At 68.7% G+C, this 21,747-nt stretch carries 24 protein-coding genes; 8 read left to right on the plus strand and 16 right to left on the minus strand.

Annotated features, from left to right (window positions below; genetic code table 11):
* Positions 1 to 21 precede the first annotated feature (21 nt).
* On the minus strand, positions 22 to 798 hold the full coding sequence (locus EV647_RS03520; RefSeq protein ID WP_133998312.1) for a TSUP family transporter: 777 nt from the start codon (positions 796 to 798) through the stop codon (positions 22 to 24).
* A gap of 104 nt (positions 799 to 902) precedes the next feature.
* Between EV647_RS03520 and EV647_RS03525 the strand changes: the two genes are divergently transcribed.
* Both EV647_RS03525 and EV647_RS03530 read left to right on the plus strand, forming a co-directional pair.
* Complete coding sequence (locus EV647_RS03525) at positions 903 to 1,289, plus strand: YciI family protein (protein WP_166679784.1); 387 nt, start codon at positions 903 to 905, stop codon at positions 1,287 to 1,289.
* A 9-nt stretch (positions 1,290 to 1,298) separates the two neighbouring features.
* Positions 1,299 to 2,516, plus strand: a complete 1,218-nt coding sequence (locus tag EV647_RS03530) for an RNA polymerase sigma factor (RefSeq protein ID WP_133998318.1) — start codon at positions 1,299 to 1,301, stop codon at positions 2,514 to 2,516.
* On the opposite strand, the gene EV647_RS03535 is transcribed toward EV647_RS03530, so the two are convergent.
* The 6 genes from EV647_RS03535 to EV647_RS03560 all read right to left on the minus strand — a co-directional run bounded on the left by EV647_RS03535 (position 2,480) and on the right by EV647_RS03560 (position 8,875).
* Complete coding sequence (locus EV647_RS03535) at positions 2,480 to 3,868, minus strand: FAD-binding oxidoreductase (RefSeq protein WP_166680217.1); 1,389 nt, start codon at positions 3,866 to 3,868, stop codon at positions 2,480 to 2,482. The two genes, EV647_RS03530 and EV647_RS03535, sit on opposite strands and share 37 nt — an antisense overlap.
* 143 nt (positions 3,869 to 4,011) lie before the next feature.
* On the minus strand, positions 4,012 to 5,775 hold the full coding sequence (locus EV647_RS03540; RefSeq protein ID WP_133998324.1) for a proline--tRNA ligase: 1,764 nt from the start codon (positions 5,773 to 5,775) through the stop codon (positions 4,012 to 4,014).
* A gap of 102 nt (positions 5,776 to 5,877) precedes the next feature.
* Positions 5,878 to 6,702: a GNAT family N-acetyltransferase gene (locus EV647_RS03545; RefSeq protein ID WP_133998327.1), complete on the minus strand. Its 825-nt coding sequence runs from the start codon at positions 6,700 to 6,702 to the stop codon at positions 5,878 to 5,880.
* 61 nt (positions 6,703 to 6,763) lie between these two features.
* Positions 6,764 to 8,020, minus strand: a complete 1,257-nt coding sequence (locus tag EV647_RS03550) for an MFS transporter (RefSeq protein ID WP_166680218.1) — start codon at positions 8,018 to 8,020, stop codon at positions 6,764 to 6,766.
* Between the two features lie 49 nt (positions 8,021 to 8,069).
* A complete protein-coding gene (locus EV647_RS03555; protein ID WP_133998333.1) occupies positions 8,070 to 8,714 on the minus strand; it encodes a VOC family protein in 645 nt (214 codons plus the stop codon).
* Positions 8,711 to 8,875: a CopG family transcriptional regulator gene (locus EV647_RS03560; RefSeq protein ID WP_133998336.1), complete on the minus strand. Its 165-nt coding sequence runs from the start codon at positions 8,873 to 8,875 to the stop codon at positions 8,711 to 8,713. The genes EV647_RS03555 and EV647_RS03560 overlap by 4 nt, the downstream gene beginning before the upstream one ends.
* Before the next feature lie 55 nt (positions 8,876 to 8,930).
* Between EV647_RS03560 and EV647_RS03565 the strand changes: the two genes are divergently transcribed.
* A complete protein-coding gene (locus EV647_RS03565) occupies positions 8,931 to 9,302 on the plus strand; it encodes a VOC family protein (protein ID WP_133998339.1) in 372 nt (123 codons plus the stop codon).
* Positions 9,303 to 9,602: 300 nt separating this feature from the next.
* Here the strand turns inward: EV647_RS03565 and trxA are convergent, their stop codons facing one another.
* Positions 9,603 to 9,938, minus strand: coding sequence for a thioredoxin (trxA, locus tag EV647_RS03570; RefSeq protein WP_133998342.1), 336 nt, complete (start codon positions 9,936 to 9,938; stop codon positions 9,603 to 9,605).
* Entirely contained in the window at positions 9,935 to 10,297 is a 363-nt protein-coding gene (locus EV647_RS03575; RefSeq protein WP_130379618.1) for a MerR family transcriptional regulator, read from the minus strand. The genes trxA and EV647_RS03575 overlap by 4 nt, the downstream gene beginning before the upstream one ends.
* A 64-nt stretch (positions 10,298 to 10,361) precedes the next feature.
* On the opposite strand from EV647_RS03575, the gene EV647_RS03580 reads away from it, so the two are divergent.
* Complete coding sequence (locus tag EV647_RS03580; RefSeq protein WP_133998345.1) at positions 10,362 to 10,868, plus strand: NUDIX domain-containing protein; 507 nt, start codon at positions 10,362 to 10,364, stop codon at positions 10,866 to 10,868.
* Here EV647_RS03580 and EV647_RS03585 read toward each other — a convergent pair.
* The 6 genes from EV647_RS03585 to EV647_RS03610 all read right to left on the minus strand — a co-directional run bounded on the left by EV647_RS03585 (position 10,849) and on the right by EV647_RS03610 (position 16,986).
* Positions 10,849 to 11,397 carry a nucleosidase gene (locus tag EV647_RS03585; protein ID WP_133998348.1) on the minus strand — a complete coding sequence of 183 codons (549 nt, stop codon included), beginning with the start codon at positions 11,395 to 11,397 and terminating at the stop codon, positions 10,849 to 10,851. The genes EV647_RS03580 and EV647_RS03585 overlap by 20 nt on opposite strands.
* A gap of 40 nt (positions 11,398 to 11,437) precedes the next feature.
* Positions 11,438 to 12,319 (minus strand): trypsin-like serine protease, encoded by an 882-nt coding sequence (locus tag EV647_RS03590; RefSeq protein ID WP_133998351.1) that lies wholly within the window; start codon positions 12,317 to 12,319, stop codon positions 11,438 to 11,440.
* A gap of 132 nt (positions 12,320 to 12,451) precedes the next feature.
* Entirely contained in the window at positions 12,452 to 13,600 is a 1,149-nt protein-coding gene (ispG, locus tag EV647_RS03595; RefSeq protein WP_133998354.1) for a flavodoxin-dependent (E)-4-hydroxy-3-methylbut-2-enyl-diphosphate synthase, read from the minus strand.
* A gap of 6 nt (positions 13,601 to 13,606) precedes the next feature.
* Positions 13,607 to 14,914 carry an RIP metalloprotease gene (locus EV647_RS03600; RefSeq protein ID WP_133998357.1) on the minus strand — a complete coding sequence of 436 codons (1,308 nt, stop codon included), beginning with the start codon at positions 14,912 to 14,914 and terminating at the stop codon, positions 13,607 to 13,609.
* Positions 14,911 to 16,122 carry a 1-deoxy-D-xylulose-5-phosphate reductoisomerase gene (gene dxr / locus EV647_RS03605; protein WP_133998360.1) on the minus strand — a complete coding sequence of 404 codons (1,212 nt, stop codon included), beginning with the start codon at positions 16,120 to 16,122 and terminating at the stop codon, positions 14,911 to 14,913. Before dxr ends, EV647_RS03600 begins: the two co-directional genes overlap by 4 nt.
* Before the next feature lie 30 nt (positions 16,123 to 16,152).
* On the minus strand, positions 16,153 to 16,986 hold the full coding sequence (locus EV647_RS03610; protein WP_133998363.1) for an FHA domain-containing protein: 834 nt from the start codon (positions 16,984 to 16,986) through the stop codon (positions 16,153 to 16,155).
* Positions 16,987 to 17,075: 89 nt separating this feature from the next.
* Between EV647_RS03610 and EV647_RS03615 the strand changes: the two genes are divergently transcribed.
* The 4 genes from EV647_RS03615 (at position 17,076) to EV647_RS03630 (ending at position 19,952) form a co-directional block, all read left to right on the plus strand.
* Positions 17,076 to 17,780: a type 1 glutamine amidotransferase gene (locus tag EV647_RS03615; RefSeq protein ID WP_133998367.1), complete on the plus strand. Its 705-nt coding sequence runs from the start codon at positions 17,076 to 17,078 to the stop codon at positions 17,778 to 17,780.
* A 21-nt stretch (positions 17,781 to 17,801) separates the two neighbouring features.
* Complete coding sequence (locus EV647_RS03620) at positions 17,802 to 18,377, plus strand: DUF1707 domain-containing protein (RefSeq protein WP_133998370.1); 576 nt, start codon at positions 17,802 to 17,804, stop codon at positions 18,375 to 18,377.
* Between the two features lie 46 nt (positions 18,378 to 18,423).
* Entirely contained in the window at positions 18,424 to 19,587 is a 1,164-nt protein-coding gene (locus EV647_RS03625) for an acyl-CoA dehydrogenase family protein (RefSeq protein WP_133998373.1), read from the plus strand.
* Positions 19,588 to 19,655: 68 nt separating this feature from the next.
* Entirely contained in the window at positions 19,656 to 19,952 is a 297-nt protein-coding gene (locus tag EV647_RS03630; RefSeq protein WP_202876031.1) for a DUF6458 family protein, read from the plus strand.
* 17 nt (positions 19,953 to 19,969) lie between these two features.
* Here the strand turns inward: EV647_RS03630 and rny are convergent, their stop codons facing one another.
* Positions 19,970 to 21,676: a ribonuclease Y gene (rny, locus tag EV647_RS03635; RefSeq protein WP_133998376.1), complete on the minus strand. Its 1,707-nt coding sequence runs from the start codon at positions 21,674 to 21,676 to the stop codon at positions 19,970 to 19,972.
* Between the last annotated feature and the right edge of the window lie 71 nt (positions 21,677 to 21,747).

Genomic DNA, 21,747 nt, shown 5'->3' on the forward strand with positions numbered 1-21,747 from the left:
GCCTACGGTACAGACGCGGTGTCAGGCGAAGAAGACGTCGTACGCGAGGCGCAGGATCAGCGCCGAGACCACGACCAGGAAGATCACCCGCACGAACTTGCTGCCGCGCGCGACCGCCGTCCGGGCGCCGAGCAGACCGCCGAGCATGTTGGCGGCCCCCATGATCAGGCCGAGCCGCCACAGCGGTGCGCCGTTCAGCGCGAACACCGCGATCGCGCCCAGGTTCGTGGCCACGTTGGCGATCTTCGCCTTCGCGCTCGCCTGCAGGAAGTTGTACCCGAGCAGGCCGACCAGCGCGAAGATCAGGAACGATCCGGTCCCCGGCCCGACCGCGCCGTCGTAGAAGCCGATCAGTACGCCGACGCCGCCCGCCGCGAGGTAGTGGTCGCGGCCGTCGAACCGCAGCGCGGTGCGGGCGCCGAGGGACGGCTTCATCGCGGTGTAGATCGCGACCGCCACCAGCAGCACCAGGACGATCGGCTTGAACCACGACATCGGGATCCTGGTCGCCACCAGGGCACCGGCCGCCGCCCCGAGTCCGGCCAGGATCGCCATCGGGAGCACGGTCTTACGGTCCGGCCGCACCTTCACGCCGAACGTGACCGCACTGGTCGTCGTACCGAACAACGACGAGATCTTGTTGGTCGACAGGATCTGCGCCGGCGACGCGTTCGGCAGCCCGAGCAGCATCGCGGGCAGCTGCAGCAACCCGCCGCCGCCGACCACCGCATCGATCCAGCCGGCCGCGAAGGCGGCGACCACCAGGAACAGCAAGGTCAGCAACGAGACATCAGGCACAGCAGCAAGTCCTCACGGCCCGATGATCCGGTAAGGGCGTAGTACAGCTCAACCCTTACACCGCGGAGTGAGAGCCATGACACCTCATCCGGGAGAATGGCGGGGTGAAGTTTCTACTGCTGATCCACAACAACCTCGAGGCGCTCAAAGGATTCACCGAGGACCAACTGGTCGAGCTGTCCGGCGGGCGGGAACACGTCGCGACGCTCGCCCGCGACCTGCTGAAGACCGGTGAGCTGGTGTCGGTCCTCGGGCTGAACGAGCCCGGCGAGGAGAAGGACGTCCAGCTCGTCGCCGGTACGCCGGTGATCTCCGACCGGCCGTTCCTGGAGACGAAGGAGTACCTGGCCGGTGCGATGGTGCTGCACTGCGCGTCGGTCGAGCGAGCGCTGGAGATCGCGGCGATGATCCCGCTGGCGCAGTTCCGGCGCGTCCAGTTGCGGGAGATCCGGCTCGACCAGGACGACTTCCTGGCGGAGCTCGGCGAGTAGTTACAGCCCATGAGTGAGCTCGAGGCGGCGATCAGGGCGGCGGCGCCGCGGGCGCTGGCCGCGCTGGTCCGGCGGTACGGCGTGTTCGACCAGTGCGAGGACGCCGTACAGGAGGCGCTGCTCGAAGCGTTCGTGCAGTGGCGTGCGAACGGCGTACCGGAACAGCCGATCGGCTGGCTGATCAGTGTCGCGTCGCGGCGGATGATGGACGGGTGGCGGCGGGACAACGCACGCCGGCAGCGCGAGCTGAACGACTACCTGCGAGCGCCGGACGATCTGTACGACCCGGACGACTACCGCGAGGACGCCGACGACACGGTCCGGCTCCTCGTGCTGTGCTGCCACCCCGAGCTGACTCCCGCATCGCAGATCGCGCTGACGTTGCGCTCGGTGGGCGGCCTGACCACGGCCGAGGTGGCTGCCGCTCTGCTCGTCAGCGAGACCACCGTCGCCCAACGCATCAGCCGCGCGAAGCGACAGCTCAAGGACGCACGCTTCGAGCTGCCGACGGCCGAGGAGTACGACGTGCGGATGCGCGCCGTACTACACGTGCTCTACCTGATCTTCAACGAAGGCCACACCGCCAGCGCCGGCGACTCGTTGCAGCGCGTGGATCTGGCCGAGGAGGCGCTCCGGATCACCCGCCTGCTCTGTCAGGCCACCGGCGAGGCCGGAGAGGTGGCCGGCCTGCTGGCGTTGATGATCCTCACCCACGCCCGCCGCGACGCGCGAACCGGCCCCGGTGGCGATCTGATCCCGGCCGATCGACAGGACCGATCCCGCTGGTACGCCGACGAGATCGCCCAGGGCGTCCGCATCGTCGAGGAGACACTGCGCTCCGGCCCCGTCGGCCCGTACCAGCTGGAGGCGGCGATCGCGGCCGTGCACAGCGAAGCCGACTCGGTTGAAACCACCGACTGGGAACAGATCGCCGGGCTCTACCGGATCCTCGAGAAGATCGACCCGAGTCCGATGGTGACGCTCGGGTCCGCCGTCGCGGTCGCGATGACCGAAGGCCCGGACGCCGGGATCGCGATCGTCGAAGACCTCGCCGACGACCGGTACCTCGGGGATCACCACCGCCGGCTGTCCGTCCTCGCCCATCTCCACGAGCTCGCCGGCCGCCCGGACCTGGCCCGCTCCAACTACCTCGCGGCACTGGAGCGGACCCGGAACACGGCCGAGCAGAACTATCTCCGCGACCGCATCGCCCACCTCATCAGATGACGGCGCCCGCCCGTCCACTCTGGACGCGGCGGCACGCTCAAGGGACTACGGAACACGTGGCCGGGGTCGACTGCCTGCTTGAGTGCGGCCAGCCGGGCGCGGTGCTGCTCCGGGAAGCAGCTGTCCAGGTCCGCGTCGGTCGGGTCGGAGATGAAGTTCTGGTACGCGCCGTTCGGATTCATCGACCGCCACAGGGCGTCGAAGTCCTTGGGCTGCTGGGTTCCCTGCTGTTCGGGCGATCCCATCAGCACCGAGTTGACCAGGAACCGCGCGTCACGGTGCGCGAACGCGGTCGCGTCCGCGGGCATCGCGCCGTACGCACCACCGAGCGACCGGATCTCGATCGCGAGTCCCGGGATCCGCGGGCGGGCCTCCAGCAGTCTTTGGCTCAGGTCCGGCGACCAGGCGTTGTAGAAGCCGTTGCGGATCCGCGGGCGCCAGTCCGCCGGCATCGACATGTCGGAGAACACGTCGGCGTACGGGACCTCGGACACCTTCTCGGTGATCATCGAGCCGAGGTGACGCAGCGGTTCCAGTGCCGCGTCCACATCACCGGTCACACACACCATGATCGCGACCGGAACCTGCCGGTCGGCCATCATCGTCGGCGCCAGTTGCAGCGACGACGTCAGCTCCTCGGGCGCGTCCGCGGCGTACTCCGCCCAGCCCTCGAGCACCTGCTCCGCCTGTGTCCACGGGTACAGCAGGGTGCCGAAGTGCACGGTCGGTCGGCGTACGGCGCTGATGTCGTACGACGTGACCACTCCGAGGCTGCCCGCTGCACCGCGGAGTCCCCAGAACAACTCCGAGTCCGTGGCGGCGTCGACCCGGCGTACCGAACCGTCCGCGGTGACCACCTCGGCCGAGACCACGTTGTCGATCGCCAGCCCGTGCTTGCGGACCATCCACCCGATGCCGCCACCGGCCATCAACCCGCCGACACCAACGCTCGCCGTGTCACCGGACGAGATCGCCAGACCGACCTTGCCGAGCCGCTCGGCGACGCGGCCCCAGGTCGCGCCGGTGCCGATCCGGACGACGTCGTCCGGCAGCAGCCTGACCTCGTCCATCGGCCGTACGTCGATCACGACGCCGCCGTCGTTCGTGCCGAACCCGGCCGCGTGGTGCCCGCCGCTGCGGACCGCGATCGGCAGGTCGTTCGTCTCGGCGTACTTCAACGCCGCCACCACGTCGTTCGCGCTCGCACACCGCACGATCACCTGCGGCCGGCCCTCGGCCGTCATCACCCGCCCGGCGTCCAGGTACCCCGCGTCCCCGTCCACCAGCACGTCACCCGCAACGGCCTGCCGCAGCCCGTCGATCCCCCGCCCATCCAGCACAGATTCCCTCATCGCCAACTCCCTGTCTCCCGGACGCCCCTCAGGCGCCACACCCCGGGATCGGAGCCGACCGACGTTCCTCGACATCAAATGCCGAAGAAAATATGCCGGGAAAAAATCCGGCCCGCTCCCTCATGGGGAACGGGCCGGAAGGTTCAGCTGCGGACCGTGGTGACCAGGTGGTCCACGACGTCGGCGAGCGGGACGTCCTCGCGGTCGCCGGTGCGGCGGTTCTTGACCTCGATGGTGCCGTCGGCGAGGCCCTTGCCGACCACGGCGATGGTCGGTACCCCGATCAGCTCGGCGTCCTTGAACTTCACGCCGGGCGACACCTTCTCGCGGTCGTCGTAGATCACCGTCAGGCCCCGGGACTCCAGCTCGGCGGCCAGCTCGGCGGCCTTCGCGAAGAGTTCCTTGTCCTTGCCGGTGGCAACCAGGTGCACGTCGGCGGGCGCGATCTCGCGCGGCCAGACCAGGCCGAGCTCGTCGTGGTTGCCCTCCGCGATCGCCGCCACCGCGCGGGTGACCCCGACGCCGTACGAGCCCATGGTGACCGTGACGAGCTTGCCGTTCTGGTCGAGGACCTTCAGGTCGAGCGCGTCGGCGTACTTGCGGCCGAGCTGGAAGATGTGGCCCATCTCGATCCCGCGCGCGGTCTCCAGCACACCCGAACCGTCCGGCGCCTCGTCGCCGTCGCGGACCTCGGCGGCCTGGATCGTCCCGTCCGCGGTGAAGTCCCGGCCGTGCACCAGGTTGACGACGTGGAACCCGGGCTTGTCCGCACCGGTCACCCACGCGGACCCCTCGGCCACCCGCGGGTCGAGCAGGTACCGGATACCGGACGTGTTGTCCTTGCCGAGCACGCCCGGACCGATGTAACCCTTCGCGAGCGACGGGTACTTCTCGAAGTCGGCCTCCTCGAAGGCGACCACCTCGGCCGGCTCCACCTGCGCGCCGAGCCGCTTCTCGTCGATCGCGCGGTCCCCGGGGACGCCGATCGCGAGCGGCTCGCGAGTGCCGTCCGGGTGCACCAGCATCACGAGCACGTTCTTCAACGTGTCCGCGGCGGTCCACTCGCGGCCGTCGGTCCGCGCGTGCTTCGCGTTCATCGCGTCCACGAGCGTGTCGATGGTCGGTGTGTCCGGGGTGTCCACGACCTCGGCGGCCGGTACGCCGGACGCGTCGACGGGCGCCGACTGCGGCACCACGACCGCCTCGACGTTGGCGGCGTACCCGCCCGGCGAGCGGACGAAGGTGTCCTCGCCGTTCTCCGCGATCGCCAGGAACTCCTCGGACCGCGAACCGCCCATCGCGCCGGACATGGCCTGCACGATCACGTAGTCGAAGCCGAGCCGGTCGAAGATCTTGATGTACGCCTCGCGGTGCTTCTCGTACGACGCGGCGAGGCCGTCGTCGTCGACATCGAACGAGTACGAGTCCTTCATCACGAACTCGCGCCCGCGCAGCACGCCTGCCCGCGGCCGCGCCTCGTCGCGGTACTTGTTCTGGATCTGGTAGATCGACAGCGGAAGATCCTTGTACGACGAGTACAGGTCCTTCACGACCAGCGTGAACATCTCCTCGTGCGTGGGGCCGAGCAGCATGTCGGCGCCCTTGCGGTCCTTCAGCCGGAAGATGTTCGGCCCGTACTCCGTCCAGCGGCCGGTGGCCTCGTAGGGCTCGCGGGGCAGCAGCGCCGGGAACACCAGCTCCTGCGCGCCGATCGCGTCCATCTCCTCACGGACGATCCGCTCGACGTTCCGCAGGACGCGCAGGCCGAGCGGCAGCCAGGTGTAGATACCGGGCGCGGCCCGCCGGATGTACCCGGCGCGGACGAGCAGCTTGTGGCTCGGGACCTCCGCGTCCGCCGGGTCCTCGCGAAGGGTGCGGAGGAACAACGACGACATACGCAAAATCACGGGAGTCTCCAAGCGTGCAAAAGTAGCTGACCGGACGTCACAGAGAATATCGGTCCGGCGAACATGCTCTCACCACGTTATCCACAGGCGCACACCGGCTCATCAGAACAGGATCGTCGCGAACGTCTCGATCGTGCGGAACCCGACGCGCTCGTACGCCGCCCGCGCCGGCAGGTTGAAGGCGTTCACATAGAGCGTCACCACCGGGCTGATCTGCCGGGCCAGCTCGACCACGGCCGCCATCCCGGGCGCGGCCAGCCCGCGACCGCGGTACTCCGGATCCACCCAAACGCCCTGGATCTGGCACACGCCCGATCCGACCGAGCCGACCTCGGCCTTGAACACGACCCGTCCGTCCTCGATCCGCGCGAACGCGCGCCCGGCCCGGATCAGCTCCGCGACCCGCGACCGGTAGAACGTCCCGTCCGGCCCGGTCTGCGGCGGAACGCCGACCTCCTCGGTGTACATCGCCACGCACGCCGGGTAGAGGATCGGCAGCTCGACCGGCTCGACCGCGCGGACCAGCGGATCCGGTGCGATCGACGGCGGCCCTTCGATCACCATGAACGGCTGGTCGTCGCGCACCTCGCGGGCCGGTCCCCAGTGCGGCTCGAGAATGTGCCACAGCTGCTCGACCGCGCGGGCCTGCCCGAGGATCTGGAAACAGTTCCGCCCGCGGCGCATCGCGTACGCCGCGAACGCCCGGAGTGCCGCGTCGTCGGCGCCGACCGGCACCATGTTCCCGCCCGCGTGACACAGTGCCTCGAGCGCGCCTTTCTCGACGTACCCCCAGACCTCCGCACCGCGCCGCGGGTCGAGTCCGGACGCCTGCACGAGGCTGTCGACGAACACGTTGATGACCGGATCGCGAGCGATGACCGCACGCGCCGCCGCGAGGTCACGAGGACCGAGAACCCGTACGCCCACGCGCAGAACCTAGCGGATCATCGACACCTCCGTATGCAACGGGGGCCGCAACGGGGCCGGGTCAGCCGGCCTGCGGCTCGTGGTCCGCGGCGATCCGGCGCAGCGGCGACGTCCACGCGAACACCACGCCCGCGCAACCGAACAGACCCATCAGCACCATCCCGGTCCGCGGCCCGAACGCGTTGCCGAGCAGCCCGCCGACGACCGATCCGATGGTCCACCCGACACCCCAGGACAGCATCCGGCCTGCCGTGTTCACCCGGCCGAGCAGGTTCTCCGGCGTGACCTGCTGCCGGTACGACACCGCGTTGACGATCACCAGCACGTACGCCGAACCCCAGACCAGCAACGCCAGCGCGGCCACGATCCAGTTGGGCGACAACGGCGAGAGCACTCCGAGCAGCGCCGACACCGGCAGCGCGTACAGCGTGATCGCCGCGGGCGGCATCCGCCGCAGCAGCCGCGGGAGGCTGAGCGCCGCGATCAGCCCGCCGATCCCCCACACACCCCACACCAGTCCGAAGCGGACTCCCGACGTACCGATGTCGAGGACGCGGTCGCACCACACCACGATCAGCGCCATGAACCCGCCGCCCGCGAAGGACTGCACGCTGCCGATGACCGTCATCGTGCGAACGCCCGCGTGCCGGATCAGGAAGCGCAGGCCGTCACCGATGTCGTTCAGCACCACCTTCGGCCGTAACGGCGGCTGCCCGTCGCGGGACTCGGACATCGCCCGCACGATCCCGCGGACGGCGAACGCGGACGCCGCGAAGCTCAGGGCATCGAGCGTGAGCAGACTGGCCGGATCGAGTACGGCGAGGAGCAGACCGGTCGCCGGCGGGACGAGCAACTCGATCAGACTCGACGCCGTCCAGACCGCGGAGTTCGCCTGGGCCACGCGGGCGCGGCCGACGAGGACGGGCAGCGCGCCGAAGTTCGCGCCGTCGAAGAACGTGTAGACGGCCTGCACGGTGAACGCGACGATCAGCACCTGTACGACGGTCAGCACACCGAGCAGATGCGCCGCCGGCACTGAACCCACCAGGACCGCGTTGATGGCGTCCGCGGTCACCATCGTGCGCCGCCGGTTCCAACGGTCCGCGAGGGCGCCGGCGAACAGACCGGCCAGCAGGTACGGCGCGGACTCGAGCGCGGTCACCACTGCGGTCAGCACCGTCGACCCGCTGAGCCGGTAGACGAGCACCGGCAACGCGATCGCCGTCACCATCGACCCGGTGACCGACAAGGCGCGAGCCGACCAGTACCGCCGGAAATCCGGATCGTCTCGCAGCCTGCCAGGCGCCACCGTCGTCATGACGCGCATCCTGCAACTTCAGGTCCGGTCGAGGTCAAGACCTCAGACTTCATCCGTGGACTACCACGAGCTGACCGTCCGGGTCGACGATCTCGAGGCCGGCCTCGGTCCGGGACCCGCCGACACGGCGCTGCACGTCGTCGAGGTCCTCGGTCGTGGTCAGGTCGAGTCGTACGGCGAAGTCGCCGTCGGCCGGCCCGAAGCGAACCACCGTCTGCACGCCGAGCGCGCCGAGGAACCGCTGCCAGGGCGCCTCGTCCGCTCCGGTCAGGTACGGCGTGACCGACCAGCGATCGTCCCGGGCGGCGTCGTGCAGCTTGTACCCGTACAGATCGTCGCTGCGCTCGTCGACCCAGATCACCACCCCCTCGGGCCCACTGACCGACAGCACCCGCCCGTACGCCTCGTCGAAGACCGTCGCGTCGACGAACCCCACCTGCTCCAGGCGGTCCTTCAACTCGTCGAGCTTGTCCGCCTCGAACGACAGCGTCGTCTGCCCCGGCTGCCCGCCCGTCGAACTCGAGGCCGCATCGTGCAACGCGACCATCCCGCGACCGGTCAGCATGTCGACCCATCCCCCGCGCTCGGACTCGATCCGCGACCGCAACCCCAGCCTCTCCAGGAACGCCCGCATCGCCCCCACGTCCGCCGTGAACCGCAGCGGCCTGATCACCGCGTTCTCCAGGTCGTTCATCCCCGGGCCTCCCCATGGTTGTCGAGGTACTCAGCCAGCGCCTGCTCGACGAGCGCGGACAGACTCGCCCCGTCGTCGATCGCCTTGTGCTTCACCCGCCGCACCAACTCCGGCGGCAGGTACACGTTGAACTGCACCTTCTTGTCACCAACATCGACCATGGCTATATTGCTAGCATCCTAGAAAGCCAGCCGTCAATCCTCAGGGAGTCCGACAATGAATCTCCGCTTCGACCACCTCGGCCTACTGACGGACAGCCGCGAGAAGAACCAGGACATCGCCGACTTCTTCACCGGCGTACTCGGCCTGGAAGTCTCCGGCAACGCCGGCGAGGGGTACGCCGAGGTGAAGGCCGGCGCGATGACGATCGCCCTGCACACCGGCGCGATGATCGACGACTTCGGGACCCACGGCGGGACCCTGCTGCAGTTCACCAGCGACGACGTCCGCGCCGACATCGAGGAGATCCGCGGCCGCGGCGGCAACATAGCCCTCGAGCCCGTCGACACCGACTGGGGTACCACGTCGGCCTACGTACGTGGCCCCCACGGCGTACTGGTCGAGCTCTACCAGTTCAACGGCTCATGAGCGGGTTGATGTGGAACCTGCTCGGCAGGTTGGTGCGCCGAGGAGCCGCCCCGCCGGGGATCGAGCGCCCCGGCGGCGGGTGGATCAGCGCCTTTGCCTACCTCTCGTGGCCGTTGCGGAGGTGAGACTTCTACGAGAAGTACCTGCTGGACGACGCCGTCGCGGTGACCAAGTTCGGGATCATCGACACGTCACAGCGCTTGTGGAGGGCAACGAGGTCTACGTCCCGTCGTATGCGAGCACCGTCTGGACTGACGTCCACGGCGACTGGCGAGTCGCCTTCCACCAGCAAACAGCCCTTTAGACCGCGGTCAGCAGCGCGTCGTCGAGTTCCTTGAGGAGTTTGGCCTTGGGGCGGGCGCCGACGACGGACCAGATCATCTCGCCGTGGTGGAAGAGGATGAGAGTGGGCAGCGCCATCACCCGGTAGCGGGCGGAGATCGCTGGGTTCTCGTCGGAGTTCAGCTTCACCACGGTCAGCTTTTCGTTGCGTTCGACACCGATCTGGGCGAGGACCGGGGCGATCTGGTGGCACGGCGGGCACCACTGCGCCCAGAAGTCCACCAGCACCGGCTTCTCGGACCGCAGCACCACCTCGTCGAAGGTGGCCTCGTCGACACTTCGCAGATCGCTCATCTCGTCCTCCAGTTCTCGGCATCGGTCAGGAGGTCGGTCAGCCGCGCCCGCAGATCGGTCAGTTCGGCGATCCGCCGGTCCACTTCCTCGATCCGGGTCCGGTACGCCGTCAGCGATGCGGGGCACACGTCCGCGCGCGCATTGCCGGCCCGCAGGCACTCGATGAACGGGTACGTCTGCTCCGCGGTCAGCCCGAGGCTCAGCAACGCCTTCACCTCACGCACGACGACCACGTCGTCCGGCTCGTACGACCGGTACCCGTTGGCTTCCCGCCGCGGCTTGAGCAGTCCCTGCGACTCGTAGTACCGCACCGCCTTGACCGTCACACCGGCCTCGGCCGCCAGATCACTGATCCGCATCCCGCCTCCTTCCCCCCGACGCTAAACCTTGCCCCCAGGGTCAAGGTCAAGCCAGCATAATCCGATGCACCTCGCCACCTTCCGCGATCCCACCCTGAGTCCCGGCGGCCGGACGATCACCCGCACCGCCGTCCGCGGCGTACTCGCCCGCGGCCCCGAGCTGCTGCTCCTCAGCTCGCGGCACGGCGACTACAAGTTCCCCGGCGGCGGGGTCGAGCCCGGCGAGTCCTTCGAGCAGGCACTGCGCCGCGAGTTCCGCGAGGAGTGCGGGTACGACGGCGTTCTCGTCGGCCCCGAACTCGCCACGACCCGCGAGGAGGTGCCGGCGATCGACGTCGAGTACGACGTGTTCGCAATGACGTCGTACTACTTCACCTGCTCAGGCGGCGTCGCCGATGCCGCACAGGATCTGGAGGGCTACGAGGCCGAGCTGGAGCTCGCACCGGTGTGGATCTCGGTGCCTGACGCGCTGGTCGCCAATCAGCGGGTGCTGGCGAGCGGGGTCGGCGTGATGCGCTGGCTGGTGCGCGAGATCGCCGTACTGGAATGGCTCAGCGAGCGTTCTCGCTGACCCACTCCCCCAGCACCTTCGCGCTGGCGTCGACCAACGCCGGCCAGTCGAGTGCTGCCTCATCCGCCGAGTCCGACACGTGCTTCACGACCCGCACAGGTACGCCGTACGCCTGGCAGGCGTACACGACGCCGTACGCCTCCATGTCCACCAAGTGCGCCCGCTCCGCCAACCGCGCCCGTACGACGGGATCCGTCACGAACACGTCCCCCGACGCCAGCACGGTCCCGTCCCCACCCTCAACAGCCAACTCATCCTGCGGATCCAACCCAATGGCCCGGACCGCCTCCGCGTTCACGTCGTGGTTGATCACCATGCTCGGCAGATACAACCCGGACAGTCCGTCCCGCAATGCGCCCGTCGTACCGACGTTCAACACCACCAGCCCTGTGGTGTCCCGCTCCGCCAAGGCCCTCGCGGTAGCCACCGCCGCCGCCGTCTTCCCGACCCCGGTGACGACGACGGGCAGTTCGTCCGGGACGTAGCGCGCTTCTGCGCGGATGGCGCTGACGATCAGATAACTGGTCACCCGCCGAAGCGTAGTCGGCGGGTGACCAGTTCTCCGGAGATCAGGGGAGCTTGACGTACGGCGCGAGGAAGGACCGTGCCGACGGGGTGTCGGTTCGGTAGACGACGTTTGTCGCGTAGCAGGGAGAGTCGCCGGTGATGGTGGTTGCGGCGAGGACCAGCTTGCCGCCGATCGTGACGAAGTTCGGGCCGCCCGAGTCGCCGTAGCAGGCGCCGCCGTTGCCCTGCGGCTCCGTCATGGCCAACCGGACCCAGGTCTTGTTCAACGCGTTGAAGTCCACCGGCGCCTTCATCCGAACGCCGCCGCCGGGATGCGTCTGGCCACCCGGACCGTTGACGGCCTCCTGGGTGCCGTAGCCGACCACCAGCCAGGACGCGGCATCGAGCGCCCGGCTGCCCAGCTTGTCCAGCTGACCCGCGCTCGGCAGCGTTGCCGGCGTGAAGCTCCAGACGTCGGCGGGATCGGTCGCGCGGTTGGCGAAGTCGATCACTCCGATGTCGTGCGCGTCGGCCGAGTTCCCCGGGTACGCCGGGTCCTGGTGAGTGTCGCCCTGTACAGCGTGATGGTTCGTCACGAACGAGGCGGCGGTCTGCGCGGGAGTCAGGCCTTGGGACGCGGCGTTGTCCAGGAGCGTCTGGACGTCCTGGTCGAGCGACACGTAGAACTTGGTCCCGGCCGGCCAGTCGTCGGTGCAGTGCGCAGCCGTCAGATAGGTGTCGCGGTCAACCATCGTGCCACTGCACACCCAGTCGAACCGATCCGGTACGCCGTCACCGGTGTTGTCCCACAACGCCAGGAACGCCCCGACCTCCGTCCGCTCCGGCGCCGGCGTCGCGTTGTACGAGTTGATGGCCGCCGCCGGCACGGTGGACGCACACACCGCCGCACCGATCGCCAGCACGGTCAGGATCTTCTTGCGCATGGAACCTCCCAGGGGGCACGAACAGCGGCACACTACGCCGCCGCCTGCCCCCGGAGAAGCTCTGAAGACCCACCGGCCCCACGTCGGAGGGAACCCTTCGCAGCGGTGGGACGAACCCTTCGCCCGGGTCGGTCAGCTGACGCTGACGGTGGGCTCGCCGGGCTCCGTGGTCTCCATCTGTTCGGCGATGCGCATCGCCTCTTCGATGAGGGTTTCGACGATGGCGGATTCCGGGACCGTCTTGATGACCTCGCCCTTGACGAAGATCTGGCCCTTGCCGTTGCCGGAGGCGACGCCGAGGTCGGCCTCGCGGGCCTCGCCGGGGCCGTTCACGACGCAGCCCATGACGGCGACGCGGAGCGGGACCTCCATGCCCTCGAGGCCGGCGGTGACCTGCTCGGCCAGGGTGTAGACGTCCACCTGGGCGCGGCCGCAGGACGGGCAGGAGACGATCTCGAGCTTGCGCTCGCGCAGGTTCAGCGATTGCAGGATCTGCAGGCCGACCTTGACCTCCTCGACCGGCGGCGCGGACAGGGAGACCCGGATCGTGTCCCCGATGCCCTTCGACAGAAGTGCACCGAACGCGACCGACGACTTGATCGTGCCCTGGAACGCCGGGCCGGCCTCGGTGACCCCGAGGTGCAGCGGCCAGTCGCCGCGCTCGGCGAGCATCTCGTACGCCTGCACCATCACGACCGGGTCGTTGTGCTTGACCGAGATCTTGAAGTCGTGGAAGTCGTGCTCCTCGAACAGCGACGCCTCCCAGACGGCCGACTCGACGAGCGCCTCGGGCGTCGCCTTGCCGTACTTCTCCAGCAGCCGCTTGTCCAGCGATCCCGCGTTCACGCCGATCCGCAGCGACGTACCGTGGTCCTTCGCGGCCTGCGCGATCTCCTTGACCTGGTCGTCGAACTTGCGGATGTTGCCCGGATTCACCCGTACGGCGGCGCACCCGGCCTCGATCGCCGCGAACACGTAGCCCGGCTGGAAGTGGATGTCGGCGATCACCGGGATCTGCGAGTGCTGCGCGATCTCCGCGAGCGCGTCGGCGTCCTCCTGGCGCGGGCACGCGACCCGGACGATGTCGCAGCCCGCAGCGGTCAGCTCGGCGATCTGCTGCAGCGTCTTGTTGACGTCGTGGGTCGGCGTGGTCGTCATCGACTGCACCGAGATCGGCGCGTCACCGCCGACCAGTACGCTGCCCACCTTGATCTGACGAGTCTTCCGACGTGGCGCCAGCGTCGGAGGCGGCAGCGCGGGCATGCCCAGGTTGATGCTCATGTTTCCTTATCCGTTGAACAGCTTGATGGGGTTCACGATGTCGGCGATGACGAGCAGCACGCCCATCACCACGATCACACTCGCCGCGACGTACGCGATCGGGAGCAGCTTGGCCACGTCGACGTACCCGGGGTCCGGCCGGCCGAACAGCTTCGCGAGGCCGCGCCGGACACCTTCCCAGATCGCGCCGATCATGTGACCGCCGTCCAGCGGCAGCAGCGGGATGAAGTTGAACAGGGCGAGGAACAGGTTCAGCGAGGCGAGCAGCAGGATCAGGGTGGCCGCCTTGGCGCCGACGTTCAGGTCGCTGGAGGCGATCTCGCCCGCGACCCGGCTGGCGCCGACGACGCTCATCGGGCTGTCCTGGTCCCGCTCGCCGCCGACGATCGACTTGGCGACGCCGACCAGCTTCTCCGGGAACCGGCCGAGGGCCTGGATGGTGCTGACCGTGTAGCCGCCCATCTTGTCGAGCGCGTAACCGACGCTCTGCCGCTCGATCTTGCTCTCCGGCGAGACCCCGAGGAACCCGACCGAGACGTACTTGTCCGACCCGGGCTTGTCCAGGACCTGGTTGACGATCGTGCTCGTGTGCAGGGTCAGCTGCTGACCGTTGCGCTCGACAACGATCGTGGCGGGCTTGTCGGTGTTCGCCCGGATCAGCGGCGTCAGCTGGTCCCAGCTGGTGATCGTGGTCCCGTTGAACGCGACGATCTTGTCGCCGACCTGGAACCCGGCCTGCTTGGCCGGCGAGACCTTGTCGCCGTCCTGGCACTTGCGGTCCGGCTTCGCCTGGTCGGCGGGGATCACGCAGTCGGTCACCGTCGAGATGGTGGTCTGCGCGACGCTGTCGCCGTAGATCGTGAACAGCCCGGTGAAGAGCACGACCGCGATCAGCACGTTGACCAGCGGCCCGGACGCCATGACGATCAGCTTCTTCCACCACACCTTCTGATAGAAGAGCCGACCGTTGTCATCGGGCGAGATCGTCTCGTACTCCGCCGTACGGGCGTTCTCGACCATCGACTGGATCGGGCCGGTGTTGGCCTTGCGCACCTTCGTGGGGTCCTGGCCCTTGGCGGGCGGCATCATGCCGATGATCCGGACGAAACCGCCGGCCGGGATCGCCTTGATGCCGTACTCCGTCTCGCCGCGCTTCACCGACCAGACGGTCCGCCCGAAGCCGACGAAGAACTGCGTGACCTTCATCCCGAACGCCTTCGCCGGGAGCATGTGGCCCATCTCGTGCAGCGCGACCGAGATCAGCACCCCGGCGACGAACAGCACGATGCCGAGAATGGTGAGAAGCACACTCATGCCTGCTGGTTCTCCTGTACGCCGGTGATCTCACGGGCCCGCTGCCGCGCCCACGCGTCCGCGGCGAGCACGTCGTCGACGGACAGTTCCTCATACGAGGGTACGTCGTGATCGGTCACGACCCGCGCCACTGTGTCGACGATCGCCACGAACGGTAGCCGCCCGTCGCGGAAAGCCTGCACACAGACCTCGTTCGCCGCGTTGAACACGGCCGGGGCGGTCCCGCCGCGGGTCCCTGCCTCCCGGGCCAGCTGGACCGACGGGAACGCCGTGCCGTCGACCGGCTGGAACGTCCAGGTGCTCGCCTCGGCCCAGTTCCACGGCGGCGAAGCGTCCGGTATCCGGTCAGGCCAGCCGAGCGCGAGCGCGATCGGCACCGTCATCGTCGGTACGCCGACCTGCGCGATCGTGGAGCCGTCGAAGAACTCGACCATCGAGTGGATCGCCTGCTGCCGGTGGACGACCACGTCGATCCGGTCCATCGGGATCCCGAACAGCAGGTGCGCCTCGATCAGCTCGAGGCCCTTGTTGACCAGCGTGGCCGAGTTGATCGTGACGACCGGCCCCATCGCGAAGTTCGGGTGGTCCAGGGCCTGCTCGACGGTCACGTTCTCCAGCTCGCTCCGCGGCCGGCCGAGGAACGGGCCTCCGCTCGCGGTCAGGAGCAGTTTGCGGACCTCCTCCGGCGTACCACCGCGCAGGCACTGGGCGATCGCGCTGTGCTCGGAGTCGACCGGGACGATCTGCCCCGGTTTCGCGCGCCGGGTGACGATCGGGCCGCCGATCACCAGCGACTCCTTGTTGGCGAGCGCCAGCGTGTTCCCGGCGTCCAGCGCGGCCAGCGTCGCGTGCAGGCCGACCGAGCCGTTGATGCCGTTGAGTACTACGTCACACGGCAGCGCCGCGAGCTCGCTGGAGGCGTCCGGCCCAGTGACGATCTTGGGAATCCGGAACTCGCCCTGCGCGTATCCCTTCCGCTGCGCCTCGGCGTAGAACGCCAGCTGCAGGTCCTGCGCGACCGTGGCCTTGGCCACCGCCACGACCTCGACCCCGAACTCGAGCGCCTGCTGCGCGAGCAGCGCGACGTTGTCGCCGCCGGCGGACAGGGCCAGGACGTGGAAGCGGTCCCGGTTCCGTCCGATCAGCTCGAGCGCCTGAGTGCCGATCGAGCCGGTCGAGCCGAGGATGACGACGCTACGCGGGTTCACGGCGCCATTGTTCCAGGTCAGGCCACCGGTTCAGGACAGCAGCAGCCGGAACGGGAGCGCTCCGAGCCGGATCTCGTCCCCGTGGGTCACCATCGCGGTCACGATCGGTACGCCGTTCACCATCGTCGCGTTGGTCGACCCCAGGTCCCGCAGCTCGTAGCTGGTCGCGTCGATCCGCAGGAGCTCCGCGTGGTGCCGGCTGACCTCCGGGCGATCGAGGATCAGGTCACATTCCGGTGCGCGGCCGATCCGGGCCAGGTCGAGCAGCGGTACGACGTCGCCGTCCGGTCCGACCAGTGCGGGCTGCGGTCCGGTTTCCAGGGCCTCTGCGATCTCCGTCACGCCCGCGGTGCGGATCGACAGCGAGACGATCAGGTCGTCGCCCTTGTCCACGTGCAGGTTGTGCTGAGCGCCGTACCCCTGCAGCAGGTCGCCGTACTCGTCGATGACGACAGCGGAGACGTGGTAGTACCCCGGCGGCAGCTGGGCGTACGCCGCTGCGCCGAGGGACGTGGTCAGCACTACAGCGTCGTACTCGCGGTGACTGATGTCGGTGATCGTGACGAGGACGGGGCTGTTGGCAGTGAGATGTGCCTCGGCGCCGGTATCACCCGGGGTGAACTCGACAGTGACCATCGGAGCCGGCCGGAACTCGTCCAGCCCGACCAAGCGGTCCACCGCGGGCACGGTGCCGGTCGGAATGGACAGCGGGACGTACTGACCGTGTGACCGCACCAGTACGTCGAGCTGCGGTCGCGGCCACCCGTTGCGGCGGGCGAGCAGGTACGCGGGGACCATGCCCTTGCTGAAGATGAAGGCCACATCTCCGACAACAGCCCGCACGAATCCGCTGACAGGTTCCATCGACACCCCCAGTGCATCAGTATCCCGGAATCGCCACTCCGGTACGGCGGTGTGCTGCGTGTCATGGTGTGCCGCCGTACCGTTGCCCAGTGACCACACCGCCGGCTTCTGTGCTCATCATCGAGAACGACCGGGACAGCGGACCTGGCCGGCTGCTCGACTGGCTGGACGAGCATGGGCTCCCTCCGGTCGTCGTGCGGGCCTGGGACGGTGAGCCCGTACCCGCGAGCATGGACGGGCATGCGGCGCTCATCATGCTCGGCGGAGGCATGCTGCCGGACGAGGACGAGCGATCGCCGTGGCTGCCGGCAGAGCGTTCGCTGCTACGCGACGCGCACGGACGGGTGCCGGTGCTCGGGATCTGCCTGGGTGCGCAGTTGCTGGCACACACGTTCGGCGGTGAGGTGCAGGGGAAGTACGGGCAGCCGGAGAAGGGTGTGACCTCGTTGACGGTGCTGCCGGCCGGTGCGGACGACGTACTGCTGGCAGGGCTGCCGACGATGCTGCGGGCAGTCGAGAGCCACCAGGACCAGATCACGCGGCTGCCTGAGGATGCGGTGCTGCTGATGTCCAGTGAGCGGTGCACGAACCAGATGCTGCGCATTGGGCAGAGCTGGGGTGTGCAGTTCCATCCTGAGGTGGAGGCCGAGCGGGTACGGCGCTGGGAGCCGGCACGACTGCGGTCGCTCGGGTTCGACCCGGACACCGTCGTGGCGGATGCGGAACGGTACGCCGTCGAACTCGAGAAGACGTGGTCCACGGTCGTGGGCCGATTCCTGTCCCTCGTCGGCTGATGCGGCGTTACCTTATGGGGCATGAGTCTGGAGCAGCCGCCGCCCAACCACCGGGCATCCGACAACGACCGTGAGCGTGCCGCCGCCGTGGTCCAGGAGGCGCACACCGACGGGCGGCTGGACTTCGAGGAACTCGACGAGCGGCTGACCCAGATCTACTCGGCCAAGACCCAGCTCGAGCTCCGCAACGCGACCGCGGACCTGGTGCTGGTCGCCCACGGCGGCTCCCAGGAGCTGACGCTCCGGGCCCGGCACAGCGCGCAGAAACGCGAGGGCGCCTGGGTCGTCCCCGAGCGACTGACCGCGATCGCGGAACACTCCTCGGTCAAGCTCGACTTCACCGACGCCGTCGTGCACTGGTCCGACATCCACGTCGACGCCCAGGCCATCCACAGCTCGGTGGTGATGGTCATCCCCGAAGGCTGGAGTGTCGACATCGACCAGGTCGATGCCAATCACAGCAGCGCCAAGAACAAGGCCGTGGCCCCGCGCCCCGGCGGCGTCCGCCTCCACGTCACCGGCAAGGCCCACCACGCCAGCGTCATAGTCCGCCACCCCCGCAAACGCCACTGGTGGTGGCCCTGGTACCGCAAGTGATTCATGCCTCCTCCGCGGCCGCCCGGATTGCGGTTAGCGTTTGGGCATGAGCGCTTCGTTGGATCTGGTGGATGTCGACTCCTTGCTGAGTTCGGAGGAGGTTGATGTTCGGGGGGCTGCGCGGCGGTTTGCGGACGAGCGGTTGCGGCCGTCCTTGCCGGAGTGGTTCGAGGCCGGGGCGATTCCGGCGCGGGAGCTGGCCAAGGAGCTCGGGGCGCTCGGGTTCCTCGGGATGCACCTGACCGGGTACGGGTGCGCCGGACTCGGACCGGTCGCATACGGGTTGGCCTGTCTCGAGATCGAGGCGGCCGACTCCGGGATGCGGTCGCTGGTGTCGGTGCAGGGTTCGCTGGCGATGTACGCGATCTGGAAGTACGGCAGCGAGGAGCAGAAGGCTGAGTGGCTCCCCCGGATGGCCGCGGGTGAGGCGATCGGCTGCTTCGGACTGACCGAACCGGACTTCGGCTCGAACCCGGCCGGCATGCGCACCAATGGCCGGCGCGATGGTGATGGCTGGATTCTGAACGGCTCGAAGATGTGGATCACCAACGGCTCGATCGCCGACGTCGCGGTGGTCTGGGCGCGAACCGACGACGGCGTCCGCGGCTTCGTCGTACCGACGTCGACACCCGGTTTCTCGGCGCCGGAGATCAAGCAGAAGATGTCGCTGCGCGCATCCGTCACGTCCGAGCTGGTACTGGACGACGTACGGCTGCCGGCGTCGGCGATGCTGCCCGAGGCACGTGGTCTGTCCGGCCCGCTCGGCTGCCTGAACGAGGCCCGGTTCGGCATCATCTTCGGCGCGATGGGCGCGGCGCGGGACTGTCTGGAGACCGCGATCGCGTACGCCGGCGAGCGGATCGTGTTCGACAAGCCGCTGACGGCGTACCAGTTGACGCAGGCGAAACTGGCCGACATGGCGGTCGAGCTGAACAAGGGCATTCTGCTCGCCGTCCACCTCGGACGGCTGAAGGAGAAGGGCGCGCTGCGTCCCGAGCAGGTGTCGGTCGGCAAGCTGAACAACGTCCGCGAGGCGATCGCGATCGCGCGCGAGTGCCGCACGATCCTGGCGGCGAACGGCATCAGCGGCGAATACCCGATCATGCGGCACGCCAACAACCTCGAGTCCGTCCTCACCTACGAGGGCACGTCCGAGGTCCACCAACTCGTGATCGGCCAGGCCCTGACCGGCCAGTCCGCGTTCCGCTGACGCATACCACCCACCCGATCTGGGCACGGGGAGTGAGATCAGTTACTCCGTGTTCGGAAGGAGCAGTCATGCGGATCGGGGCCGGCATCGCACTCATCGTGATCGGCGCCGTCATCGCGTTCGCCGTACGGGACACGTCCGACACGTTCAACCTGACCGCGCTCGGCATCATCATCATGCTCGGCGGCGCGGCCGGGATCTGGCTGTCCTACTACCTCGCCAACCGGCGCACGCACGTCGACCGCGAGGTCATGGACGTCGATGTCGAACGGCAGTACCGCACCGAAGCGACGTCGCGCGTCGCCGAGGATCCGATCGACGTCACGCCGCCGCAGCGCGGCGTGGGTCACAGGCACCACAGGTAGCCAGCACGAACTTGTGACTACTTCGCGACCTCCGTCGCGCGGGACTCCCGTACGACGGTCACGCGGATCTGACCCGGATATGTGAGCTCCTCCTCGACCTGCTTCGCGATGTCGCGGGCCATCACCTGCGCCGCGATGTCGTCGACCGCGTCCGGCAGGACCATCACGCGGATCTCCCGGCCGGCCTGCATCGCGAACACCTTCTCCACACCCTCGTGGTGCATCGCGATCTCCTCCAGCCGTTCGAGCCGCTGCACATACGCCTCCAGCGACTCGCGCCGCGCACCCGGCCGCCCGCCGCTGACCGCGTCCGCCGCCTGCGTCAGCACGGCCTCGACGGTGCGGACCTCGACCTCGTTGTGGTGCGCCTCGATGCAGTGCACGACGTCGTCGTTCTCGCCGTACTTCCGCGCGAGGTCCGCACCGACGATCGCGTGGCTGCCCTCGGACTCGTGGGTGAGCGCCTTCCCGATGTCGTGCAGGAACGCGCCGCGCTTGCACAGCTTCGGATCCAGCCCGAGCTCGGCCGCCATCATCCCGGCGATGTGCGCCGATTCGATCAGGTGCTTCAGCACGTTCTGCCCGTACGACGTCCGGTAGCGCAGCAGCCCCATCGTCCGGACCAACTCCGGATGCAGGTCGGTGATCCCGACGTCGGCCATCGCGTCCTCGGCCGCCCGTTCGCACAGCTCGGCGACCTCGCCCTTGCTGCGCTCGTAGATCTCCTCGATCCGGCTCGGGTGGATCCGGCCGTCCAGCACCAGCGAGTCCAGGGTCAGCCGCGCGGTCTCCCGCCGTACCGGATCGAAGCAGGACAGCAACACCGCTTCCGGGGTGTCGTCGATGATCAAGTTCACGCCGGTGGTCTGCTCGAACGACCGGATGTTGCGGCCCTCGCGCCCGATGATGCGGCCCTTCATGTCGTCGCTCGGCAGGTGGACGACGGACACGACCGACTCGCTGGTCTGCTCGGACGCCAGCCGCTGCACCGCGCCGGTGATGATCTTGCGCGCCTTCGTCTCACCCTCGTCGAGCGCCTGCCGCTCGATGTCGCGGACGATGGTGTGCGCGTGCCGCTTCGCCTCGTCCTCGATCGCCGCGACCAGCTCGGCCTTCGCCTGCTCGGTCGTCAGGTTCGCGACGCCTTCCAGGATCCGGCGGCGTTCGTCCTCGAGGTCCTTGATCTCCTGCTTGCGCTGCTCGAGCTCGGCCAGCTGCGCGGTCAGCTCGGCATGGCGCTCCTCGATCCCGCGGTGCTGCTCGTCGAGCCGCTCCTCGCGCTCGGTCAACCGGTGGTCGCGGCGCTCCATCTCCAGCCGCTGCTCCCGCAGGTCGTCCCGGATGGACTGTGCCTCCGCCTCGGCTTCCCGGCGTACGTCGGACGCCCGCTGCTCGGCATCACGCCGTACCTCGGACGCCCGGTCCTCCGCAGCGCGGCGGATCTCCTCGGCGCGCTGCTCAGCTGCCTCGGCACGCGTCCGCAGTATGGCGGCATCCTCCTCGGCCTGCCGACGTACCAGCTCCGCCGCGGACTTCGCGCCGGCGGTCAGCTGCGCGGCCTCGAGTTGGGCAGCCTCGACCTGCGCGGTCTCGAGCCGGGAGGCCTCCTGCTGGGAGGTCGAGATGCCCACGGCCTTCCGGCGGGAGAGGGTGAGGCCGATCCAAGCCAGGAGTCCGGCGATCAGCAATCCGATCAGGGCCAGGCCAACGGACATCGCGGTCATCGGCGTCTCCCCTCTCCTTCGAGTTCCACGCGGGAACTGTGGCCATCGGTCGAAGGGATGAGCCAACCGGC

This window comes from Kribbella sp. VKM Ac-2566, assembly GCF_004366005.1.
Taxonomy (GTDB): Bacteria; Actinomycetota; Actinomycetes; order Propionibacteriales; family Kribbellaceae; genus Kribbella; species Kribbella pratensis.